Source organism: Dysgonomonas sp. PF1-14, assembly GCF_029892965.1.
Classification (GTDB): Bacteria; Bacteroidota; Bacteroidia; order Bacteroidales; family Dysgonomonadaceae; genus Dysgonomonas.
The window spans coordinates 141060-162058 of record NZ_JARXWN010000004.1 but is presented as its reverse complement, the minus strand read 5'-3'; the positions used below and the strand labels follow the sequence as shown (position 1 = coordinate 162058).

The 20999-nt window shown below is 41.9% G+C and carries 20 protein-coding genes; 7 read left to right on the top strand and 13 right to left on the bottom strand.

Annotated elements, in window-relative coordinates:
- Window positions 1-42 precede the first annotated feature (42 nt).
- From M2448_RS07190 to M2448_RS07140, 11 genes are all read right to left on the bottom strand, one after another.
- Window positions 43-1194, bottom strand: coding sequence for an aldo/keto reductase (locus M2448_RS07190; RefSeq protein WP_280645232.1), 1152 nt, complete (start codon window positions 1192-1194; stop codon window positions 43-45).
- A gap of 206 nt (window positions 1195-1400) precedes the next feature.
- The gene (locus M2448_RS07185; RefSeq protein WP_280645231.1) at window positions 1401-2243 is read right to left on the bottom strand and encodes a GNAT family N-acetyltransferase; all 843 of its coding nucleotides are present in this window, start codon (window positions 2241-2243) and stop codon (window positions 1401-1403) included.
- 5 nt (window positions 2244-2248) lie between these two features.
- Window positions 2249-2863, bottom strand: a complete 615-nt coding sequence (locus tag M2448_RS07180) for a GrpB family protein (protein ID WP_280645230.1) — start codon at window positions 2861-2863, stop codon at window positions 2249-2251.
- Window positions 2864-3413: 550 nt separating this feature from the next.
- Window positions 3414-3986: a phBC6A51 family helix-turn-helix protein gene (locus M2448_RS07175; protein WP_280645229.1), complete on the bottom strand. Its 573-nt coding sequence runs from the start codon at window positions 3984-3986 to the stop codon at window positions 3414-3416.
- Between the two features lie 163 nt (window positions 3987-4149).
- Window positions 4150-5457 (bottom strand): porin, encoded by a 1308-nt coding sequence (locus tag M2448_RS07170; RefSeq protein ID WP_280645228.1) that lies wholly within the window; start codon window positions 5455-5457, stop codon window positions 4150-4152.
- Between the two features lie 6 nt (window positions 5458-5463).
- A complete protein-coding gene (locus M2448_RS07165) occupies window positions 5464-6783 on the bottom strand; it encodes a gluconate:H+ symporter (protein WP_280645227.1) in 1320 nt (439 codons plus the stop codon).
- A 68-nt stretch (window positions 6784-6851) separates the two neighbouring features.
- On the bottom strand, window positions 6852-8576 hold the full coding sequence (gene ilvD / locus M2448_RS07160; RefSeq protein ID WP_280645226.1) for a dihydroxy-acid dehydratase: 1725 nt from the start codon (window positions 8574-8576) through the stop codon (window positions 6852-6854).
- 206 nt (window positions 8577-8782) lie between these two features.
- Window positions 8783-9454, bottom strand: a complete 672-nt coding sequence (locus M2448_RS07155; RefSeq protein WP_280645225.1) for a bifunctional 4-hydroxy-2-oxoglutarate aldolase/2-dehydro-3-deoxy-phosphogluconate aldolase — start codon at window positions 9452-9454, stop codon at window positions 8783-8785.
- Between the two features lie 107 nt (window positions 9455-9561).
- Complete coding sequence (locus M2448_RS07150; protein WP_280645224.1) at window positions 9562-10632, bottom strand: sugar kinase; 1071 nt, start codon at window positions 10630-10632, stop codon at window positions 9562-9564.
- 212 nt (window positions 10633-10844) lie between these two features.
- Window positions 10845-12503: a DUF6377 domain-containing protein gene (locus tag M2448_RS07145; RefSeq protein ID WP_280645223.1), complete on the bottom strand. Its 1659-nt coding sequence runs from the start codon at window positions 12501-12503 to the stop codon at window positions 10845-10847.
- Between the two features lie 200 nt (window positions 12504-12703).
- Complete coding sequence (locus M2448_RS07140) at window positions 12704-12844, bottom strand: hypothetical protein (RefSeq protein ID WP_280645222.1); 141 nt, start codon at window positions 12842-12844, stop codon at window positions 12704-12706.
- Between the two features lie 318 nt (window positions 12845-13162).
- Here M2448_RS07140 and eco point away from each other — a divergent pair, with 318 nt between their 5' ends.
- The 7 genes from eco to M2448_RS07105 all read left to right on the top strand — a co-directional run bounded on the left by eco (window position 13163) and on the right by M2448_RS07105 (window position 19923).
- Window positions 13163-13657, top strand: coding sequence for a serine protease inhibitor ecotin (gene eco, locus M2448_RS07135; RefSeq protein WP_280645221.1), 495 nt, complete (start codon window positions 13163-13165; stop codon window positions 13655-13657).
- Window positions 13658-14034: 377 nt separating this feature from the next.
- Window positions 14035-15306, top strand: coding sequence for a serine--tRNA ligase (gene serS, locus M2448_RS07130; RefSeq protein WP_280645220.1), 1272 nt, complete (start codon window positions 14035-14037; stop codon window positions 15304-15306).
- A 96-nt stretch (window positions 15307-15402) separates the two neighbouring features.
- Window positions 15403-15927, top strand: a complete 525-nt coding sequence (locus M2448_RS07125; RefSeq protein ID WP_280645219.1) for an SPOR domain-containing protein — start codon at window positions 15403-15405, stop codon at window positions 15925-15927.
- Between the two features lie 219 nt (window positions 15928-16146).
- The gene (locus M2448_RS07120) at window positions 16147-16986 is read left to right on the top strand and encodes an SPOR domain-containing protein (protein WP_280645218.1); all 840 of its coding nucleotides are present in this window, start codon (window positions 16147-16149) and stop codon (window positions 16984-16986) included.
- A gap of 13 nt (window positions 16987-16999) precedes the next feature.
- Window positions 17000-17773 (top strand): MBL fold metallo-hydrolase, encoded by a 774-nt coding sequence (locus M2448_RS07115; RefSeq protein ID WP_280645217.1) that lies wholly within the window; start codon window positions 17000-17002, stop codon window positions 17771-17773.
- Window positions 17774-18017: 244 nt separating this feature from the next.
- On the top strand, window positions 18018-19508 hold the full coding sequence (locus M2448_RS07110) for a hypothetical protein (protein WP_280645216.1): 1491 nt from the start codon (window positions 18018-18020) through the stop codon (window positions 19506-19508).
- Between the two features lie 19 nt (window positions 19509-19527).
- Window positions 19528-19923 carry a hypothetical protein gene (locus M2448_RS07105; protein WP_280645215.1) on the top strand — a complete coding sequence of 132 codons (396 nt, stop codon included), beginning with the start codon at window positions 19528-19530 and terminating at the stop codon, window positions 19921-19923.
- Between the two features lie 41 nt (window positions 19924-19964).
- On the opposite strand, the gene M2448_RS07100 is transcribed toward M2448_RS07105, so the two are convergent.
- Window positions 19965-20531, bottom strand: coding sequence for a flavin reductase family protein (locus M2448_RS07100; RefSeq protein ID WP_280645214.1), 567 nt, complete (start codon window positions 20529-20531; stop codon window positions 19965-19967).
- The gene (gene pyrI, locus M2448_RS07095; protein WP_280645213.1) at window positions 20528-20989 is read right to left on the bottom strand and encodes an aspartate carbamoyltransferase regulatory subunit; all 462 of its coding nucleotides are present in this window, start codon (window positions 20987-20989) and stop codon (window positions 20528-20530) included. The genes M2448_RS07100 and pyrI overlap by 4 nt, the downstream gene beginning before the upstream one ends.
- Window positions 20990-20999: the final 10 nt, after the last annotated feature.

Below are 20999 nucleotides of genomic sequence, written 5' to 3'. Positions count from 1 at the left end.
ATACAAGGAAATCAGTCCTTTAGCATACCCTAAGCTTTATGCTTACTTGCCAAACAGTCCGGAAGCCACCTCCATATTTTTAATAACCGGAACGGAAAACGGACATTTATCTTCACAACTGCCACAAGCAATACAATCAATCCCGCTTGCAGATAATGAACCGTAGTGTTGCATTATACTTGGTGGGATATTAGCTGTGTCCAGCATTGCTATGTCGAGGTATTTATTTACCATGGCAATGTCAATGTCGACAGGACAAGGCTGGCAATGGTTGCAATACACGCATTTCCCGCTAAGTTCTCCCTGATAGCCGCTTATAATATCCATGTAATCCCGCTGCTCATCTGTAGTGTTCAGATAGCCGACAGCTTCTTCCACTTGTTTTGCCGACTGGCAACCAATCAGTGTACTTACAACTCCCGGACGGGTAAGTGCATAATGGATGCACTGGGTAACACTCATTGCTTTCTTGAAGGGAGAATGCTCTGCTGATAACAGTCTTCCGCCTCCCAGTGTTTTCATAACGGTTATGGCTATCTCTTTTTGCTCGCAGTACTTATAAAGTTCAGCCCGTACAGGGTCGATAGTTACATATTGTTGCTCGGCAAATTGTTTATCATCGAATGTGCTTAAAACATGGGATTGGACAGGAGTCATATCGAATGCAGGATTGATGCTGAACATCATCAGATCTACAATTCCCGTTTCCAGAAGTTTTCGTACAGTAACCGGATTATGAGAACTGGTTCCGATAGTCCTTACGATTCCTTTTTCTTTCAGTTCCAATACATAGTCTACAATTCCATTAGAGTAGATCTGTTCAAATGCTTCGTCGGAATCAATAAAGAACAGCATCCCGACATCAATATAATCTGTCCCGAGATTATCCAACAGGTTTTCGAAATACCTTTTACAGGTTGATAAGTCGCGGCTTATATCATATTGCTGACTAAGATCGACCGATCCTATATGACCTTGTATAATAAAGTCTTTCCGTCTGTTGCCCAATGCTTTTCCTATGTTCTTTCGAATTTCATCACCGGGCATAAATACATCCATAATATTTATACCATGATCGAGCGCCGCATGGATTGTTTCTTCAACCATAGCGTATGGCTTACCATCCAGATGTTCTGCTCCAAGTCCGATTACACTGGCAGACATTCCTGTATTCCCAATTTTGCGATATTCCATTTTCAGTTAAATTTTTAATTTTTGAAGATACAAAGTAAATACGGAAGAACCTAAACTTATTTTCCCCTGGCTCAAACAATTTTGCAATTGCCATTCGCATTGCACCATACTGTTTTCGAAAGCACGTCTAGCTTTTACAGCTCCGTTCTTGAAATAGAGCGTGTGTTCGTTTTCCCTAATTCCATAATCTTACTATTTAATGCTTTCTATTTGAGTTCAAGCTTCATTTCCAGTTGGTCGAGATAGTTCTCAAGACCTATCTTTCGAAGGAAAGAATTAATCGGTTCAGACCTATCATCGATATTGACAATCGAGAACTCATTGCCTATATCTTTTACCATCACTGAAATCAGTGCAGAAGCTATTCCCCTTCTGCGAAAATCCTTGTGTACGGCAATCTGTTGAATCCTTTTACTGTTAGGATTATAGATAATATAGCCTGTCAGTTGATTATCTGCATAAGCCCCGAAAGATTTATTCGTAGCTTTCATTTCTTCGGCTGTCCGCATCGAGTTTTGCCATGTAGGGATAAAATCCCGGAACGATTGCATCGATACCCAGTCGTAATTGGATAACGATTTGATCTCTATGTCTTTTGCCTCACCATTTAAGTCTGCTTTACCTTTATAGCATTTCAACATTCTGGAGACCGTATAGCCTGTCTTTTCATAGGATTTTATTGCCTGAATATTCTTAGAAATAACTTCTAACACCAAATAGTCGATGCCTCTGTCTTTTAATACAGGGAGAATATACTCATACATTTGTTTTGTTAGCCCCTGCCCTCTTTGGGTGGGAATAACTCCTGTACCTCCGTTGTAGACAACATGCTTATTATCGACAACATCTGTCCCGTGAAGGATAAAAGCTATAAGCTCCTCGTTATCAAATACTCCTACCGAATAATCGAGATTTACGTTGTCTGCTTTCATCTTCGACTGCAATTGTTCCATAGTCAGGACAATCGGGACAAAATAGTCGGAGAAAGCCTGATTGAAAGTCCTTGTTATTTGTTCAATGCTGGTACCGGAGAGTGTTTTTATTTTCATACTCATTATTGTTGTTCAGATTGCCGCTTTACGGCGTTATACCATGCAATTGCTTTTTGTTCTTCCTGTTTTATAAAATCGTCCTTACCTTCATTATACTCATTGCCGTCTTTCCATTCTTTGGTACTCAACTGCTCTTTTAAGTATTGGTATTCATCTCTGATAAAAGGATGCGCCCGCAGGTAATCGCGGAAGGCTATGTGTCTGATCCAATGTTGCGAATCGACAGGTATAGCGTGAATATGCGCCAGCCTGTGATCATGTTCGGCAGAAGTATCTGCAATATTATCTCCTTCTCGGATAAGAAGGGGAACAGACAAATCCTGCGGATTGATTTTGTGCTTCACAAAGAAACGACGGTAAGGCATCGCCTCGTTGTATTTCTCGTAATACACATAACCCTTGCTCATCAGTGGACGGGTGATTTCATCCAGATCATCTTCACTCTTCAGCCCGATTAATATATCTATAATAGGTTTGGCTGACAACCCTTCTACCGAAGTACTGCCTATGTGTTCTATCTGAGGATTGGCGAATCCGACGATTTCGTTCAGTTCATCCTCTATCTGCTCGAATGCCTGTTTCCAGAGAGGGTTATATTTTTCGAATTTTACTTTCATATCCAAAGATAAAAAGCTCCTGTCACTAAACCATAGATCAAGCTATTGTTTTACAAATTATATGTATTATTTCCAGTCCTGTGACACTTCATTTTAACTAAAACCTTACAAAACTCACTCTTTTTACCATTGCTTTTTACTCTCATTTAAGCCTCCTCAAAGAAGCATGATTATTTAGAGTCTGTTTAAATTTTATTCGTTCAGATTTTTAGAGCCATTTTGGGAATAATTTATTCTTTTTTGAGGTGATAATAGCGGGCTATTTAAGCCGATAAAAGGGATAAATTAAACCAAAAGAGCCTAAAAATGAATGAAAAGAATCTATAATAAAATATTTTGGTAAAATTTAAACAGGCTCTTAGTTCTACATGTTGCCACGCCTTTTAAGGCGTGGGTTGGAAGTAATACCTAAAACGACTTTAGTCAAATCTGTTTTGGCTAAAGCCATTTCGTAATGATCTACCTTATTCCTCCACTTAAAAGTGGAGGCAATTGATGAAAAAAATTAGAACTCAACAAGCCTGCCCTTTGGAGAGGTCGGTAGGGGCTGTTATTCATCCTTCTTATACGCGGTCTCATCAACCTTTTCTTTATCAGACCAGATGCCGCCGGGAGCATATTTCTCGTCTATCATCTTCTGACGCTTATCCCAGTAGTCCGGCTCATCCATCGCACGCAGCATATCGGCTGTATGCTGATCGGGTACATTGATAATCATCGGACGGCGTGAAGGGCTGTTGTCGGCTTCGCGGCGTTTGTCGTTGCGGTCGAGCACGTATTTGATGGCGCGCAGGTCGGGCGGACATTGTTTCTTGCGCACAGTGCGGGTTTTTAGTATTTGTACTTCCGAGTTGCTTCTGGCGGGTTCATACACGCAGCGCTCTTCGGTGAGTACACAGCCTTCGAGTTTTTGTTTTAGCGATTTGCGGGCAATGACTACCAGTGCATCGTCGCGGCGGTCTATGGCTTCGTCTATCTTCCGGCGAAAGTCGGGTTTGGTGTTCCGCCATTCATAGTAGGTGTGTCGGCTGATTTTCAGGGCTTCACATATTTCGGTGATGGTGTAGGTGTCTTCTTCTATCAGGCGGATCATTTTTTCAACTAAACGGTCTGAGTATTTCATAACTTTATCTTTTTTATTGGTTTATACTTTTGGGGTATAGATAAAGTTCCGGGAAAGTCATGAAAATTTCTGATACAGGGTGAAAAAATAAGAGAGTGTGCCGGAAATGACACACTCTACTAAATAGGCCTGAGGCTAACAGTATAACCTAAAACAATATATCTTAAAATCTTAGCTGCATCCTGAAATTGAATGAACCGTAATCGTTGCCTGGCTTGCCTTTGACATAATCCACATCATTGGGTATGTAAGCCAGTTCGCTATCGGACTTGTAGCCTATGGCAGCGTTGCCGTCGGCATTGGCAAATTTATCGTACGAACAATAACTGTAATTGAACTGTATCTTGAGGTTCTCGTTGATATAATAATTGATGCCGAAGGTATACTGGTTGGCTGCTCCGCCTTTTATGTTGTCGCCGTTCATATCCAGACGGTCGAAGCGGGCTGCCAGCTCTACATCCCTCTTGTTGATCAGCGGTTGGTTGAATGCTCCGCGCGAATTATTATAATCTTGTTGTCCTCCTAAGAGTAGGCAGGAGGCTTGTGCGTAAAATCCCGAAAACTTCTCTTTGGCAAAATTGTTGCTCCGGTCTATCGTATTGTGGATATATTCCGCCTGAAATTTGGCCGGGCCATAATAACCAGCTATTTCACCACCCAAGAGCAGGTTGTTGTCTACATTGGTAATGATACCCGTATCGAGGAATTTGATTTTATTAATGGTGGATTCGGACGACGAAAAACGCATAGTTTTGGCATCCACGTCTTTGCCTGTATCTGTCTTAGGTGTACTGTAAGACGCAGCTACACCCAGATGCAGCCCTTTAATTTTTTGCTCATCTTGCGGCATCCACACGATGCGTCCCGTAGCGGAATAGCCTTCGTCGACTCCCCTTCTGTTGTAGGAGTCCGAACTTTCGCGCTGACCGATTAACATCGAGCGCTGAAAATGTACGCCTCCGGTCAATAACCATTGTTTGTTCTCGAAGACGGCTTGTACTCCTAAATGGTGTCCCGGAGCGAAAGCATTTACCACCTGTGCCCTGTTCATCAGCGACAGGTCTTTGAATGAGTTGAGCAAGTCCATCGAGAATGCTTCCTGTATGTTGCCGGTGCGCACTCCGAATTCTTGGGTAAATTTATAAGTGATAAAGTTGTCGAGAAGGAGAACCTGCCCGTTTGAGAAGTCGACTTCGAATTTACCTTCCAACCTGTCTCCAAACGAGAATATCCCGCCTGCACACAGTTGGGAGATAGTAGTCCCGTTTCCTAATTTCTGATAATCTTCGCCTGTGAAAAATGTACCATCGGCTGATATGCGCCCGAAAAATTTGAGCTTGTATTTGCTGTTGTAGGTCAGATGCCATTTGGATTTAGGCTCTGCCGGTTGCGAATCGTTGTTGTCTGCGAATAATGATTGCCCCGAAAATAACAGGCAAAGTGATAATGTAAGTATAATTATTTTTTTCATGATTTTTTAGATAAATAAGTTTACGATCATAACCCCAATGATACCCATTACTGATACGATAGTCTGCATCACCGACCACGACCTGATAGTGTCTTTCATACTCAGGTTGAAGTATTCCTTATACAACCAGAAGCCCGAATCGTTGACGTGTGAGAACATAAGGCTGCCTGCACCGATAGCCAGTACCATCAGGTTGGGATTCACTCCACTTGCCATCAACAGAGGCATCATTACTCCGGCAGCAGTCAGAGCCGCTACGGTAGCCGAACCTATTAGCAGACGAATTACACTTGCCATAAACCATCCTAAGATGAGCGGATGCACAGGAATATTCTGCATGGCTTCGGCCAACTGGTCGCTCACTCCGCTTTCCTGCATCACAAGTTTGAATATGCCCGAACCGGCTACAATAAGTATTATCATGGCAATATCCTTGCAAGCAGTAACATAAGTGTCCATAATCTGTTTCATCGAACGTCCCTGTCTGAGTCCTAATGTATAAGTAGCTACTATAACGGCCAGTAACATGACTATGGAAGGAGAACTTACGAATGAAATCACCTCGGCGAGCATACCGTCGGCATTGGGGAAAACATAAGGGAGGATAGTCGTAACAATCAGTAAGAAGACAGGAAGAGTAGCTGTAACAAAGCTATTTACCTTGCCCGGTACGGGAAATTTGTTATCACTTTCTTTCTGTTCGAAAAGAGTTATCGGGCCTGTTTTTATGTTTTTCAGCGTTTTACTGAATATAGGGCCTGCGACTATGATAGCCGGTACGGCCACTATCAGTCCCAGTATAAGGGTCTTTCCCATCTCAGCCCCAAACATTCCTACCAGAGCAACCGGCGAGGGATGAGGCGGTAAGAACCCGTGAGCTACCGACAAAGCCGCCAGCATAGGTATTCCTACATATACGGCAGGAAGCTTGTATTTGTAAACGATAGAGAAGATGATAGGAACAAGTAAAACGAAACCTATATCGTAGAACAAGGGTATTCCGACTATAAATCCGGTTACCATCATACCCCATTGCAATTTTTTCGTTCCGAATGCGCCTATCATAACTTCGGCTATCCTTCCGGCAGCACCGCTTTCGGCGACAAGTTTTCCCAGCATGGCTCCCATAATGATTATAAAAGCGATACTTTCATATATATTGCCAATCCCTTTATTTATGATGGCAGGTATGCCCGATAGGGGTATGCCCAGACAGAGTGCCGCACCTATCGACACCAATACGAATGAAAGGAAGGCATCGACCTTAAAATAAGCTACCAATACGACTAATACAAGTAAGCTTAAAATGATAATTAATATTGACATTTTTATGGTATTAAAGGTTATACTTCAATGTTGAAAATAGTAGATTTAGGAAATTATTAAGAACCGGGTCATCTAAGGTCTTCCATGTATCCGCCTTTCATGGGCGATACACAATTGCGTGTATATATGCTTAGTATCCCTTTATTGAAACGTGATTTTGGTTTTATCCAGTTTTTACGCCTTTCGGTAAGTATTTTATCTATCTCCGCCAATGATCTTTCTACCCCGTTTGTCCCGATGATATTCAGGCCGCGGGCAGGAATGTCTATCTGTATCAGGTCGCCGTTTTCGACCAAAGCTATGGGTCCGCCTTCGCTGGCTTCGGGCGAAACGTGTCCTATGGCAGGTCCTCGTGTAGCTCCCGAGAATCGTCCGTCTGTGATGAGTGCAATAGACTCTACCAATTCGGCATCGGAAGCGATGGCCTCGGTAGTATAAAACATTTCGGGCATACCGCTGCCTTTAGGCCCTTCGTAGCGGATAAATACAGCTTCTCCGGCGATAATGTCTTTTTTCAGTACGGCATTGAGGGCATCTTCTTCGCAGTCGAAAACACGCGCTTTCAGCGTTACCTGCATCAGTTTGGGCGAAACTGCCGAATGTTTAACTACTGCGCCTTCGGGAGCCAGATTGCCTTTCAGTATAGCAATAGCACCTTCTTTACGGATGGGATCGTTGATAGGCCTGATGATGTCTGCTTTGCTTACATTATTTATTTTCAAATATTTATGACACTCTTCGTAGTATCCGTTTCGTTTCAGTTCTTCCAGATTTTCGCCCAATGTTTTTCCGGTAACAGTCATTACGTCAAGGTGTAGAAACTCCTTGATTTCTTCCATAATGGCAGGAGTTCCTCCGGCGTACCAATAGTATTCGCCCGGCCAGAATCCGCTGGGACGTATATTCAGTATGAATGGGATTTTGCGATGTATCGTGTCAAACAATTCTGGTTCTATCGTTAAGCCTGCTTCGTGTGCTATGGCAGGTATATGGAGGAGGCTGTTGCTCGAGCCAGCTATGGCTGCATGTACCATAATTGCATTCTCGAATGCTTTTATGGTCAGTATATCAGAAGGTTTCAGGTCTTCTTTAGCCAACTCTACGGCTCTCTCGCCCGACAATTTTGCTATATGTTCGAGTCCTCCGGTATGTGTGGGGATCAGTGCCGAACCGGGCAATGCCACTCCCAAAGCTTCGGCCATAACCTGCATGGTAGAAGCAGTTCCCATGAATGAGCATGCGCCGCAAGTGGGGCAAGCATCTCGTTTATATTCCATAAATTGACCTTCGGTAATCTCGTTACGTTCGTACATGGCGCTGTATTTACCGATTTGTTCGAGAGTCAGCATATTGGGGCCTGCTTTCATTATTCCTCCCGGAACGAATACCGACGGCATATCGATACGTGCGATAGCCATAAGGTGGGCAGGCGCAGACTTGTCGCAACTACTGATGAAAACTCCGGCATCGAACGGGGTGGCCTTTACATGTATTTCGACCATTGCAGCTATGATGTCGCGCGACACTAACGAATAGTTCATCCCGTCGTGTCCTTGCGCTTCGCCGTCGCACATATCGGTCGCGTAATAATTGGCGGGACGCCCTCCCCTATCGAAAATGGCTTTATCGGCGACATTTACCAAACGGTCTAAATGTGCGCTACCCGGATGACTATGTCCAAAGCTGCTTTCTACAATAATCTGAGGTTTACTAAGATCCTCAATTTTCCAACCGCTACCCAATCTTAATGAATCGAGTTCCGGTGCTTTTTTACGTAATTCCTGACTTTTCATGATATTGTTATATTAGGAGCCTGTTTAAATTTTACTAAAACATTTTATTATCGTTCTTTTTTCGTTCATTTTCAGTCTCTTTTTGTCCGATTTCCCCCTTTCTTCAGCTTGAATAGCCCGCTATTCGCGCTTCAGATAAGAAAAAATCATTCCAAAAATAGTGCTGAAAACCTAAACGAATAAAATTTAAACAGGCTCTAGGTTATTTATTTGTTTCTCAATTTCTTGATAATGTCTAATGTATCCTTACACATTTGGGTGATCTTACCCCATTCTTTCGCAGCAATCACATCTTTTGGGAAAAGGTTGGAACCCATACCCACACAGTTGGCACCTGCCGAAAACCATTTGCTAAGGTTATCTTCTGCCGGAGTAACTCCACCGGTCACCATGATATTTGACCATGGCATAGGCGCTTTCAGTCCTTTTACAAAACCGGGACCAACAACATCACCAGGGAATACTTTTACTACCTCTGCACCCAATTCTTGTGCATAACCGACTTCGCTTACCGAACCACAACCCGGTACATAAGCTACCTGACGACGGTTGCATACTTTGAAGATGTCGGGATTCAGAAGCGGACCTACTACAAAATTTGCACCTACCTGAAGGTACAAAGATGCCGTACCGGCATCTACAACAGAACCGATGCCCAATATCATATCGGGACATTCTTTTGCCGACCATTTTACCAACTCGCCGAAAATCTCGTGAGCGAAATCTCCTCTGTTGGTGAATTCAAAGGCTCTTACTCCGCCTTCGTAACAGGCTTTTACTACTTGTTTTGCTGTTTCGCAATCGTTATGGTAAAATACAGGAACCATCCCTGTTTCCGCCATCACCGAACAAACTTGTATTCTTGAAAAACGTGCCATGATTTTTTAATTTGAAAATCAGCCCCTTTAATCCTCCAAGTGGGAATTCTTATTTCTCCTCTATGGGAGACTAAGAGGGGCTTTGTTTTTTAACTCTATTCTCTTTATTAACGTGATACCCGACCAGAGCCGTCACCTTTCATTAGGTTTTCAACCTCTGATACAGTTACCAAGTTGAAGTCTCCATAAACTGTATGTTTCAAGCAAGAAGCTGCTACTGCAAACTCCAATGCCTTTTGATCATCGGAAGGATAAGAGATAAGACCGTAGATAAGACCACCCATGAAAGAGTCTCCACCACCTACACGGTCAACGATATGAGTGATGTCGTAGCGTTTCGATTGATACAGTTTGTCTGAATAAAGACATCCGCCCCATGTATTATGGTTAGCATTGATAGAACCTCTCAACGTGACAATTACCTTTTTGGCTCTTGGAAATCTTTTCATCAACTGAGTGCACACCGATTCGAATTCAGCGGCATTCACCTCTCCACCCGTATGAGCTACATCAAAACCTTCAGGTTTGATTCCGAATACTTTTTCAGCATCTTCTTCGTTACCCAAGATTACATCACAACCTTCGACCAAAGCCGGCATTACTTCATCAGCAGTTTTACCATACTTCCAAAGGTTTTTGCGGTAGTTGAGGTCGGTAGAAACAGTTACTCCCATCTCATTAGCTATCTTGATAGCTTCAAGACAAGCATCTGCCGCACCTTGCGAAATAGCAGGAGTAATTCCTGTCCAATGGAACCATTGAGCATCTTTGAATACTTCACGCCAGTTTACCATTCCGGGTTTGATCTCTGAAACCGCAGAGTTTGCTCTGTCGTAAACGACTTTAGACGCACGAGCTACCGCTCCTGTTTCCAAGAAATAGATACCTACACGATCACCGCCTCTTACGATATTATCTACACCAACGTTATATTTGCGAAGGTCAGAAATACACCATTCCGCAATATCGTTTTTGGGAAGACGGGTTACAAAATCCGTTGGAATACCATAGTTGGAAAGAGATACCGCTACGTTTGCTTCTCCTCCTCCGAATGTAGCATTCAGATTAGTTGACTGTATAAATCTTTGATAGCCCGGCACTGATAAGCGGAGCATGATTTCTCCAAAGGTTACTACTTTTCTTAATTGTTCTGACTGGGAATTTTTATTTGCTTTCATGGTTAATAGGTAATATGTGATTTAAGTTCTGAGGCTTTCCTTTACCTGTCGAAAACAAAATTAGAGGCAAACGGAACAAAAATTCATCATTACCTATGGGGCTACATAGATTATTTATTCCATGAATCGGGCATAACGGATTGATATTTATCAATTTGAGCTATTTTTACAAATTGAAAAATATAGATTGTAACCTTGTTGTAAGAATGTGTTTAAGATGTAAAATAGCTGCGTCCTGTCTTTAGAATATCCCTGTCGAAGTTTTCTTTGTCTTTGGCTTTACTCTTGACTTTGGTACGGTACGAATAAATGGTGACAGGAGTATATCCCATAAATTCGGCAATCTGAGAACTTTCCTTTATCCCCAATCTTATAAGAGCGTAGATGCGCAATTCGGTATTGAGCAACTCCCCTTCTTTTAGACTGAACGGTTTATCGTCCTGCAATAAAGAATTGAAATCTTGAACGAACGATGGGTAAATATTCAGGAACGCTTCGTCAAAGTTTTTGTAAAACTCCTTTGTTTCCTGCAAAAGATATTTGTCCGACGATGTCATTTTGTAAAGGTCGTCGATCTGTCCAGCTTTGATCTTCCGGTTTACAAGTTTCTGGTATTCGCTTATTTTCTGAATATAAGTAGAGCACAATTTTAAGAAATAACCGACATATTTTTCTTTCACACTATCCGATTCACCCAAGTCGAACGCCAATTTACCCAATGCCTCGTTTTTCTCTTTGACTTCTTCGTTTATCGCACTCAGGTTCTTGTTTATCACCATCAGGTCTTTCCGCACCGAAGACAGTTGTTTCAGTTTTTTTCTCAGGTATATGCTGATGGCAATAATGATGACCAATAATATACTGATCAGTATAATTCCCAGCCTCAAGCGTGATTCGTTCTCATCCCGTTCCGACTGGTAATCTTTCTCTATGATGGGCAATACTTCGGCAATCTGTGAATTTCTCAGCCGTGTATTGTAGAAATTGGCATCATCCGACGAAATCTGTAGATAACGGTATGCCCTTTTTATATCTCCCTGCGCATAGAGGATTTGGGCCAGTAAACGCATCGAACGATTTTGCCTCACAGCACTTTTCTCATCGGCGAATACCGATAATATCAGGTATCTTATCTCGTTTATGGTATCCCCTCTTTCTTTGCAGATATTGGAAAGCTGATAATAACCTCTGGCGGCATCGTTCGATACAGAATCGGTAAGTTCCATATATTTTTTTATAGAACTCTCCGCTGCATCGAAATCCTGCCCGATATATTCTGCCTTGAATTTGTAATAATGATAAAATTGTGAATTGTGAGAAACATATGCCAGAATAGAATCGCAATAGGCCAATTCCAATTTTCCGTACACATCTTCCAAGTGTGAGCCTTTGGCATATTCTCTCAAGTTCATGTAAAGCCGCTCATACAATTTGTAATATTCGGCCCTTTGGGTAGTAGTCATTGAAGAAATCTCTTTGCGGAGAGAATCGAGGCATAATTGAGATTCGTTGAACAAGCCCGATTGTGCGCAAATAAAAGCATACTGAAACCGGCTTTGCAATTGTTCCAGGTTATTCTTTTCCTGCAATCTCCTGTTGATGCCGATATAATGAAAGGCTGAGTCTGCCTGATAATTACTGTATTCCTCGATGAGCTGGGATTGTATATCGATCTTTCTGACAGGAGAAGCTTCGGCTGAAGACAGTTTTTTCAGGTAGTCTATTTTGTCCTCTTTCTGGCGAACATATTGAGTCCTGTTCCCGATAATTTCGTCTAACTCTTTTAACAGGTATTGATTTGATTGCTGCCCAAATACGTTAATACAACAAAACAAAAGCAAAAATAGACCGCTGATATACTTCTGTTGCATAGTCCCTTTTCATGATTATGTAACAAAGATACGATTTTTGTGTTAAGGACTGTACTAATGTAGTCGTTTTAGTGGTCGGTAAGTTGCAGATATGGAAAGGAAGTTATTTAAAAATGCCCAACATACACAACACAAAGTTTACCACAGCAAGATTCATAACCCCAAAACAACTAATCTTAGTAACTGTTTAAATTTGCTTGTCATACAACTCCATCTGGGCGATGTGGTCTATATTGATTATGCTCGAGCGATGCACACACAAACTTCTCCGACAGCAGACACGCCTCGAACGATTTCATGGTCTGTTCTTTCAGAAATTTACCTTTCGGTGTATGTATCATCACATAGTCGCCTTCGGCGTGCAGGTGAATTATTTCATCTACAGGTATTACCTCAATCTTTTGTCCGTTCTTTTACGGCTAGTATTCCGTTTCGTGCAATAATAAATCGACGAATGGATACTATTTTCCGACAAGTTTATAGTCTTAGGGCTTTTAAATTTCTATCGGACAAAACAATGTGAAGTCTGTTATTGTTAAATAATCGGGGAAAGTGAAATTCTACCTCTGTTTGTAGCTGTTTAAATTTGATTGGCATTAAACTTTCCTGAATTTGGACAGTCAAAAATGGAGAAAATAAACTACTAAAACAATAACAAAATGAAACAATTTTTTAAATCAATATCAATTATGTTTTCAATAGGCATGTTGATGTCATTTTCAAGTATGCTGAATGCACAGGATAAACTGGATTTGGATAAGGTGTTGAAACCCTTTCCGGCTGCAACGGAAGAATTGAGCCGCTATGTGATCGAACTGGAACCGAAGCAGGACGAATCGCTTTATCAGGTGGAACTGATACCCGGAAAAGTAATGTCGGTAGACTGTAACCGTCATCGTTTATCCGGATTCATTGCCGAAATGGATCTCGAAGGATGGGGATATAACTATTATGAATTTACTACCGAAGGAGAGGTTGCCTCTACTATGATGGCGTGTTTCGGGCCGAAAGAAGATAAATTTGTAACAGCAGAGACGCTGATGGTAAGATACAACAGCAAACTACCGATCGTAGTGTATGCCCCTAAGGGATATGAAATAAAATACCGGATATGGAGTGCAGTAGAAGGAGACCAGACTGCGACACAAAAATAGTATTTCACAGGTTGTAAAACTTATATAGGAGATTTCTGAACTAATTTCTTAAAAATTTATAACTTTGCGTCTTGAATAAATAACAGGATGTATTATTTCAATTTGCTTATTTCCTGTGTTTATACTGGAGTTTATATCCAATAGAGTTATATGCGCTTTGTTGTCAGTGTATTAGTTACCTCTACTTTTAAGTGGAGGAGACAAGGGAATGCAGACGAAAGGCTTTAGCCAAAACAGCTTCGACTAAAGTCGATTATCCACGACTTAAAAGTCGTGGCAACTAATATGCTTTAAAATAACAGATTATGCTTTTATTATATATAAATCCTACTTAACAAAATAATAAAAAGGTCTGAGACCTTAATAATTAGAGAGATATGTTGACGCTGAAAACAATTAGTGAAGATCCGGAATTAGTAATAAAGAAATTAGCCAAAAAGCATTTCGACGGAGCTGAAATCATCGGAAAGGTACTGGAGATAGACCAGACACGTAAGAAAACGCAAACAACCCTTGATGCCAGCCTGGCCGAGTCGAACACATTGTCGAAGCACATCGGGCAACTGATGAAAGAAGGCAAAAAGGATGAGGCGGAGGCTGCCAAGAGCCGCGTAGCCGAAATGAAGGGTGAAAATAAGATACTGGAGGATGCTCTGCGTCAGGCGGAACAGGATTTACAGGATTTATTAGTGCTCATCCCGAATCTCCCGTCCAATGAAGTACCCGAAGGTCGTACACCCGAAGACAATGTTGTGGAAAAAACAGGAGGCAATGTGCCCGAACTGGGCGAAGATGCGCTTCCTCACTGGGATTTGGCAAAGAAATATGATCTGATAGATTTTGAGCTCGGTGTGAAAATCTCAGGAGCAGGTTTCCCCGTCTATAAAGGAAAAGGGGCACGCTTGCAACGTTCGTTGATCAATTATTTCCTCGATAAAGCACGCGATGCCGGATATCTGGAAGTACAGCCTCCGTATGTGGTAAATGCTACCTCGGGATATGGCACAGGGAATCTACCCGACAAAGAGGGACAAATGTATCATGCTACGCTCGACGATCTGTACCTGATACCTACGGCAGAAGTACCGGTAACGAATATCTACCGCGATGTGATTCTTGATGAAAAAGACCTGCCAATAAAAAATACGGCTTATTCGGCTTGTTTTCGTCGCGAAGCCGGATCGTACGGAAAAGATGTGAGAGGTTTGAACCGTTTACATCAGTTCGATAAAGTGGAAATCGTACGTATCGACAAACCGGAACATTCTTACGAATCGTTGAAGGAGATGGTTGCCTATGTGCAGTCGCTTGTCGAAGAACTTGGTCTGCCTTGGCGTATCCTGCGCCTGTGTGGTGGCGATATGAGTTTCACTTCGGCACTCACATTCGACTTTGAAGTATATTCGGCTGCTCAGAAGCGTTGGTTGGAAGTAAGTTCTGTGTCCAACTTCGAGAGCTATCAAGCCAATCGTCTAAAATGCCGCTACCGCGATGCTGATAAAAAGATACAGCTTGCACATACGCTGAATGGCAGTGCATTAGCTCTACCCCGCATTGTGGCTGCATTGTTGGAAAATAATCAGACTGCCGACGGCATCCGGATACCTGATGTATTAGTGCCATATACAGGGTTTGAATATATTAATTAAAGTGAAAATCAAACTATTTGCGACTTGAAAACGTTATTTTGAATAGTTAATGTATTAAATTTGCGTTAAATGTTAAATCTAAGATATTAGAAAATTATGAATAAGAAATTGATCGGAATAGGCTTAGCTATAGCCTTCGTTGTAGCTTTTGGTTCATGTAAACCTAAGCAAAGTGCATATAAATCGGTGTATGAGGCTGCCAAAGAAAAGGAAATGGATGAAACTACAACAACATCTACTGCTGTATCTAAACCTGCTACAACAACTCCTTCATATACAAGCTCTACTGAGTCGGTGAGAAAAGAAAAAGTAACACCTGTGTATGAGAGTGACGCAGCTAATCTGAAAGCTTACAGTGTGGTTGTAGCTTCGATGGCGATGAAACCGGGTGCGGAATCGTTGAAAGAAAGATTTACCAACGATGGTTATAATGTAATCCTTGTTAAGAATGAGCAGGGTTACTACCGTGTAATAATAGCCAGCTACGATTCTAAAGATCAGGCTGTGGCTAAGAAAAATGAAGTGCTATCCCGCTATAATGAACTGGGTGACCTGACTACGCTGAAGGCGAAATACGGAATACCGTTCAATGACTGGTGGATACTACAAAGAGAATATTAATCATATTTTTATAATGATATAAATGAGAGAGACTTATTGTAAGTCTCTCTTATTTTTATATAACCGATGCTATCAACAAAGATAGACATGGTTAATTTCTTTAATATTTAATAAGATTCTTTAGATAAGTATGTTGTTTCATTTTGATTTTTTTTATCTTTGTGAATTAGAACTATAATAAAAAGCGCACAAAGCATTATTTGCAAATAACATGATTTTATGAAAAGATCAATTTACACAACTTTACTACTTGCTTTTATATTCCTGACTTTACCTTGTAAAGCCCAATCTACGAAGGACAAGGAATATAAAAATTTCTATAAGTCGGTAAACAAGACTTATGGTAACCTTATTATTTCCGGACAGCAAAACGATCCGGACATTATCACTGATACCATTACTGTTGCAGAATTGGATTCCGTAATGAAAAATCTGGTAGGAGTAACTGATGTGATCAGAGGAGGCAAATCATTGTTGCACCCTGTAGTTACACTCGAACTCGATCCTTTTTCTTCGGCATCGAGCGCCTTATTCGGATGCGTAGAAACACTGGACAGGCAGCCTGAAGTAGGTAAGGGGATTCCTGAACCGCAGTTGGCAGGTATAGTTACAGTGAAAAGAGGCGGAGCAGTAGCAGAAACTCCGGCACCAAAACCAAGCGACCCTGCGCCAAAGGCTTCGGCAACACCTAAGCCGGCTACAGATCAGAAGATCAGAAATGAAGACTGGAAGCTATTCAGATCGGTGCCTGTAACATTGGTTGACGAATCGGAAAAAGTATTTGTAAAGAAATATTCTGTGATTATAGGTACGTTCAGAAGCCTGAGCAATGCAGAGTTTGTGAAGAGAACGTTTAACGGACTAGGCGACCGCACAATCATAGTTAAGAATAAAGTAGGTTTGTATTATACTATAATAGGAAGTTTCGACAACGATGTGGATGCACTCGTTCAGCTCGAAAATTTCACTAAAAAATATGCCGAAGGACAATCTGTAGCCAGACGAATCAGCCGATATGGAGTGCCACTCGACGACTTGTGGATATTGATCCACGATTAATAAAAGTGAAAGAATGAAAATAAAATTCTTGGGAACCGGTACATCGACAGGAGTTCCGGAAATAGGTTGTCGGTGTGAGGTTTGTACCTCTAACGATACAAAAGACAGACGCTTACGGGCGTCTGTCTTGATAAATACGGATGAGGTCAGGATCTTGATCGATTGTGGCCCCGATTTCAGAGAGCAGATTCTACCCGAGCCATTCAGCCAGCTGCACGGGGTATTGCTCACCCATGAGCATTACGACCATGTAGGAGGATTAGACGACCTGCGCCCTTTCTGTAAGTTTGCCGATGTGGATATATATTCGGGAACGATTACGCTTGATGCCCTGCGTAGACGGATTCCATACTCTTTTTCGGAACATAAATATCCCGGAGTACCTGTGCTGGCACTACATGAGGTACACAATGACAGGAATTTCTTCGTAGGAGATATAGAGATTCAGCCGATAAAAGTAATGCACCATCAGCTGCCGATATTCGGCTACCGGATCGGAAGCTTTGCTTATCTGACCGATGTGAAGTCCATCCCAGATGATGAATATAGTAAGCTGGAAGGCTTGGACACACTGGTTATCAATGCGCTGAGGATAGAAGAACACATGTCGCATCTGAACCTGTCGGAAGCTTTGGAGGTGGTGAAACGCATAGCGCCCCGAAGAGCTTATTTTATCCATATGTCGCACCACATGGGACTGCATGAAACTGTGCAGAACGCACTGCCGGAAAATGTATATTTGTCTTATGACGGGTTGGAGATAGAGGTTGAGGCCTTGAAAATATAGATTTGTATATATAAAGAACACATCATAAAGAGCACAATATAAATATTTTTTATACAATGTGTTAAAAATACGCCTTAATTAAGACGTTTAATATTAAACACTTATATTTGTAATAGCTAAAAGGAATCTTTGTAAGGGAAATGCCATTCTACGAGTTGCTTCTTTATTGAAGAAGCAAAATGTTATCCTATAGGCTTCTGTGTGGCCATGAGGATCGTAATATTCACAAGATAATTGAAACGTTATGAGAGAATTGTATCATAAGCTGATAGCAATCCTTATTCTTGTCCAATCAATCGGTATGCAGGCTCAGGTAACTATTGGAGCCGGAGTGCCTCCCCATGATGGTGCTGCACTGGACTTAATATCGAATGACAACAGGGGATTGCTGCTGCCCCGTTTATCTCTGACTGCGGCTTCGCTGTGGTCACCGTTGGAAGGAACCCCAATTGAAGGAATGGTTGTTTACAATACAAATGACACCCACGAAAACGATTTGGAAGGACAAGGCGTTTATGTGTGGGCTGATAATGCGTGGAATATACTCCGTTATGGTGAAATTCCTGATTGTCCCAAACCTGCCCCCCCCGTATCTATATCGATCAGTAGCCGCGACATAGTTCAGGGTAAAAAACTTACCGTATCTACACCTGTTGTTAGTGGTGCTACGTTTTATATGTGGGAATTACCGAATGGTCTGGCGGCTAATTCGACAAGCAATACTATTGAAATTACGGCAGTAGAAGCCGGAACTTATAGTGCCGCCTCTATAAAGGTGAGGGCTGTTAATGCCTGTGGTTTCAGTGATGCGCTATCGGGTACCGGAGCTAATATAGTTGTGAAATCGAACAAGCCCGAAGGTGAGATTGACAGAGGTAATGCTTATATACAAGGGGCTGTCTGTTTCGATGTAGGGCAGAGTAACTTCAACAGTAGCTGTGGTTCGCAGGTTTCGCGAAGTCCGGCATTTTCTGATGCTTCATCGCGTATGAGGATATACTCTGTCGTTTTTGGCAGCAGTGTTATTATGAGCCAGGTTACAGACTTGAAGGTCGGTTCTTATAACGACCCTAGAGGTATTATAAAATCGGTAACAGGAGATAAGGCATCCGGTATCATCAATCCAACCCTTTTCGTTGTCCAATTTGCAGATAATATTAATGAACTGGCTGCCGGAACGTCTCATTACGGTGGTACATCCCTGACAGCAACATTGTGGGCCAGCTATAAAGTCAGTGGAGCTGCTAAGTATGTCACACTGACAATTACAATCCAGGATTGTGCCTGTTGCCCGATGGACGGATACCTTATACCGGGAGGTGTATATACAGGGCCGGCAAGAGTCGCGAATGCTACAGACTTGTCGACAGCTTTTACCCAAGTGCCTAATGCATCCCTCTGTGTGTATCCGTTGGATGGCTATTTCGGATTATCTTGGAATACGGCATCAACCAATTGTGGAAATGGAAAATACACTCCGGGAGAGGGCGTTAATACTGGCTGGCGCCTGCCTAACTATATGGAAGCACGAACTATGCTTCAAAATCATGATTTATATGGGATGAATGTCAATGCCAGCAACAACTATCGGTATTGGGTATCAACAGATGTGAATGACCTGAGTGCATACTATATAACGAAGAATACAGTTGGCGGTGCTTATGGTGTTTACAGTATGAGTAAAACTTTAACGAATAATATCGGAGTTCGCTGTGTGAAATCAATTGGAAATTGAAAATTAAATATCAAAAAATATGAGACGCTTATTGACTGTAATAATAACGTTGCTGCTGGCAGGAACCTTTGATATACAAGCTCAGGTTACGATAGGTGCAGACCAAAAACCTCACGATGGTGCTGTTCTGGATATTGTATCTGACGGAAAAAAAGGCTTGTTGCTGCCTCGTGTACTATTAACTTCCGTAACCGACTGGCGTCCTTTGAATGGTACATCTGTGGATGGTATGCTGATTTACAATACAAATACTTCTTCTGATAATAATCTGTCAGGGAAAGGTATTTATATTTGGTTCAATAACAGATGGTATATATTGAATGACAAGAGACACCAAAATATTAATAGATCAAGCACGATCGCTTATAAGGAGAGCTCCGGCAACAATTCATCTATTGTCGCTATAATTGATTGATTCAGGGAGTTGGAAAGATATATTATCTGACCGGATAAATCTTATTTAGATTTCTTCACCGACCAGCCGAATCCGCCTAACTTTTCGCCAAGATCATAGTATTGTCCATGCGAGTAGGCAATCGGGTTTGCGTCTTCCAGACTGAATTTGCCCGTTTCGTCATCTATGTATTTGCTGTCAGCCTTTACATTGACTACATCTGCTATAAACATGTCGTGCGAACCCAGACTGAGTATTTCCTTCACGCGACATTCTATATTCAGCGGCGATTCTTCTATGATGGGAGCCTGCACGACAGACGCCTTGCCTACGGTCAACTTCATCTCTTCAAACTTGTTAAAGTCTTTACCCGACCTTACTCCGCACCAATCGGTCGCAAAAGCCAGATCGTGAGTTGTGATGTTGATCACAAACTCCATATTCCGTTTGATGATCTCATAAGAATGCCGCTCGGGGCGGACAGATATGTAACACATTGGCGGATTGGTGCAAATGGTTCCCAGCCAACTGAGAGTGATGATGTTATATTCTTCGGGATTGTTGCCGCAGCTGATCATGGCGGCAGGTAACGGATAGATTAATGTTCCCGGTTTCCAGTCTTGTTTCATTTGAGAATGATCTCCTCTTTTTTAATTTTCAGGTCGCAATAGTGGCAGCGTAATTCTATTTTGTCGTGGTCTATCACCTCAAAGTGTGTAGCCATCGGTTCATTGTTGGTTATACATTTAGGGTTGTTGCATTTAACGATACCCTTGATGGTATGAGGCAGTATTACCCGTTTCTTTTCTATTACCTCATAGTCCTTTATTATGTTGAGCACTACATTGGGAGCGATCAGGGCGATCTTGTTGATGACATCCTCTTCAAAGAATTTATCGGCTATTTTGATGATCCCTTTGGTGTTCATCTTTTTACTCTCGAGGTTGTTTCCTATTGTTATCGGATTGTCGAGCTTCTCTAGCCCCAACAGCGATACTACTTTGAAAACTACACTGGATGGTATATGGTCTATGGCTGTACCGTTGCACAGGGCGGCAACCTGTAATTCCGTTCTTCTTTCTTTCATTGCAGCTAGC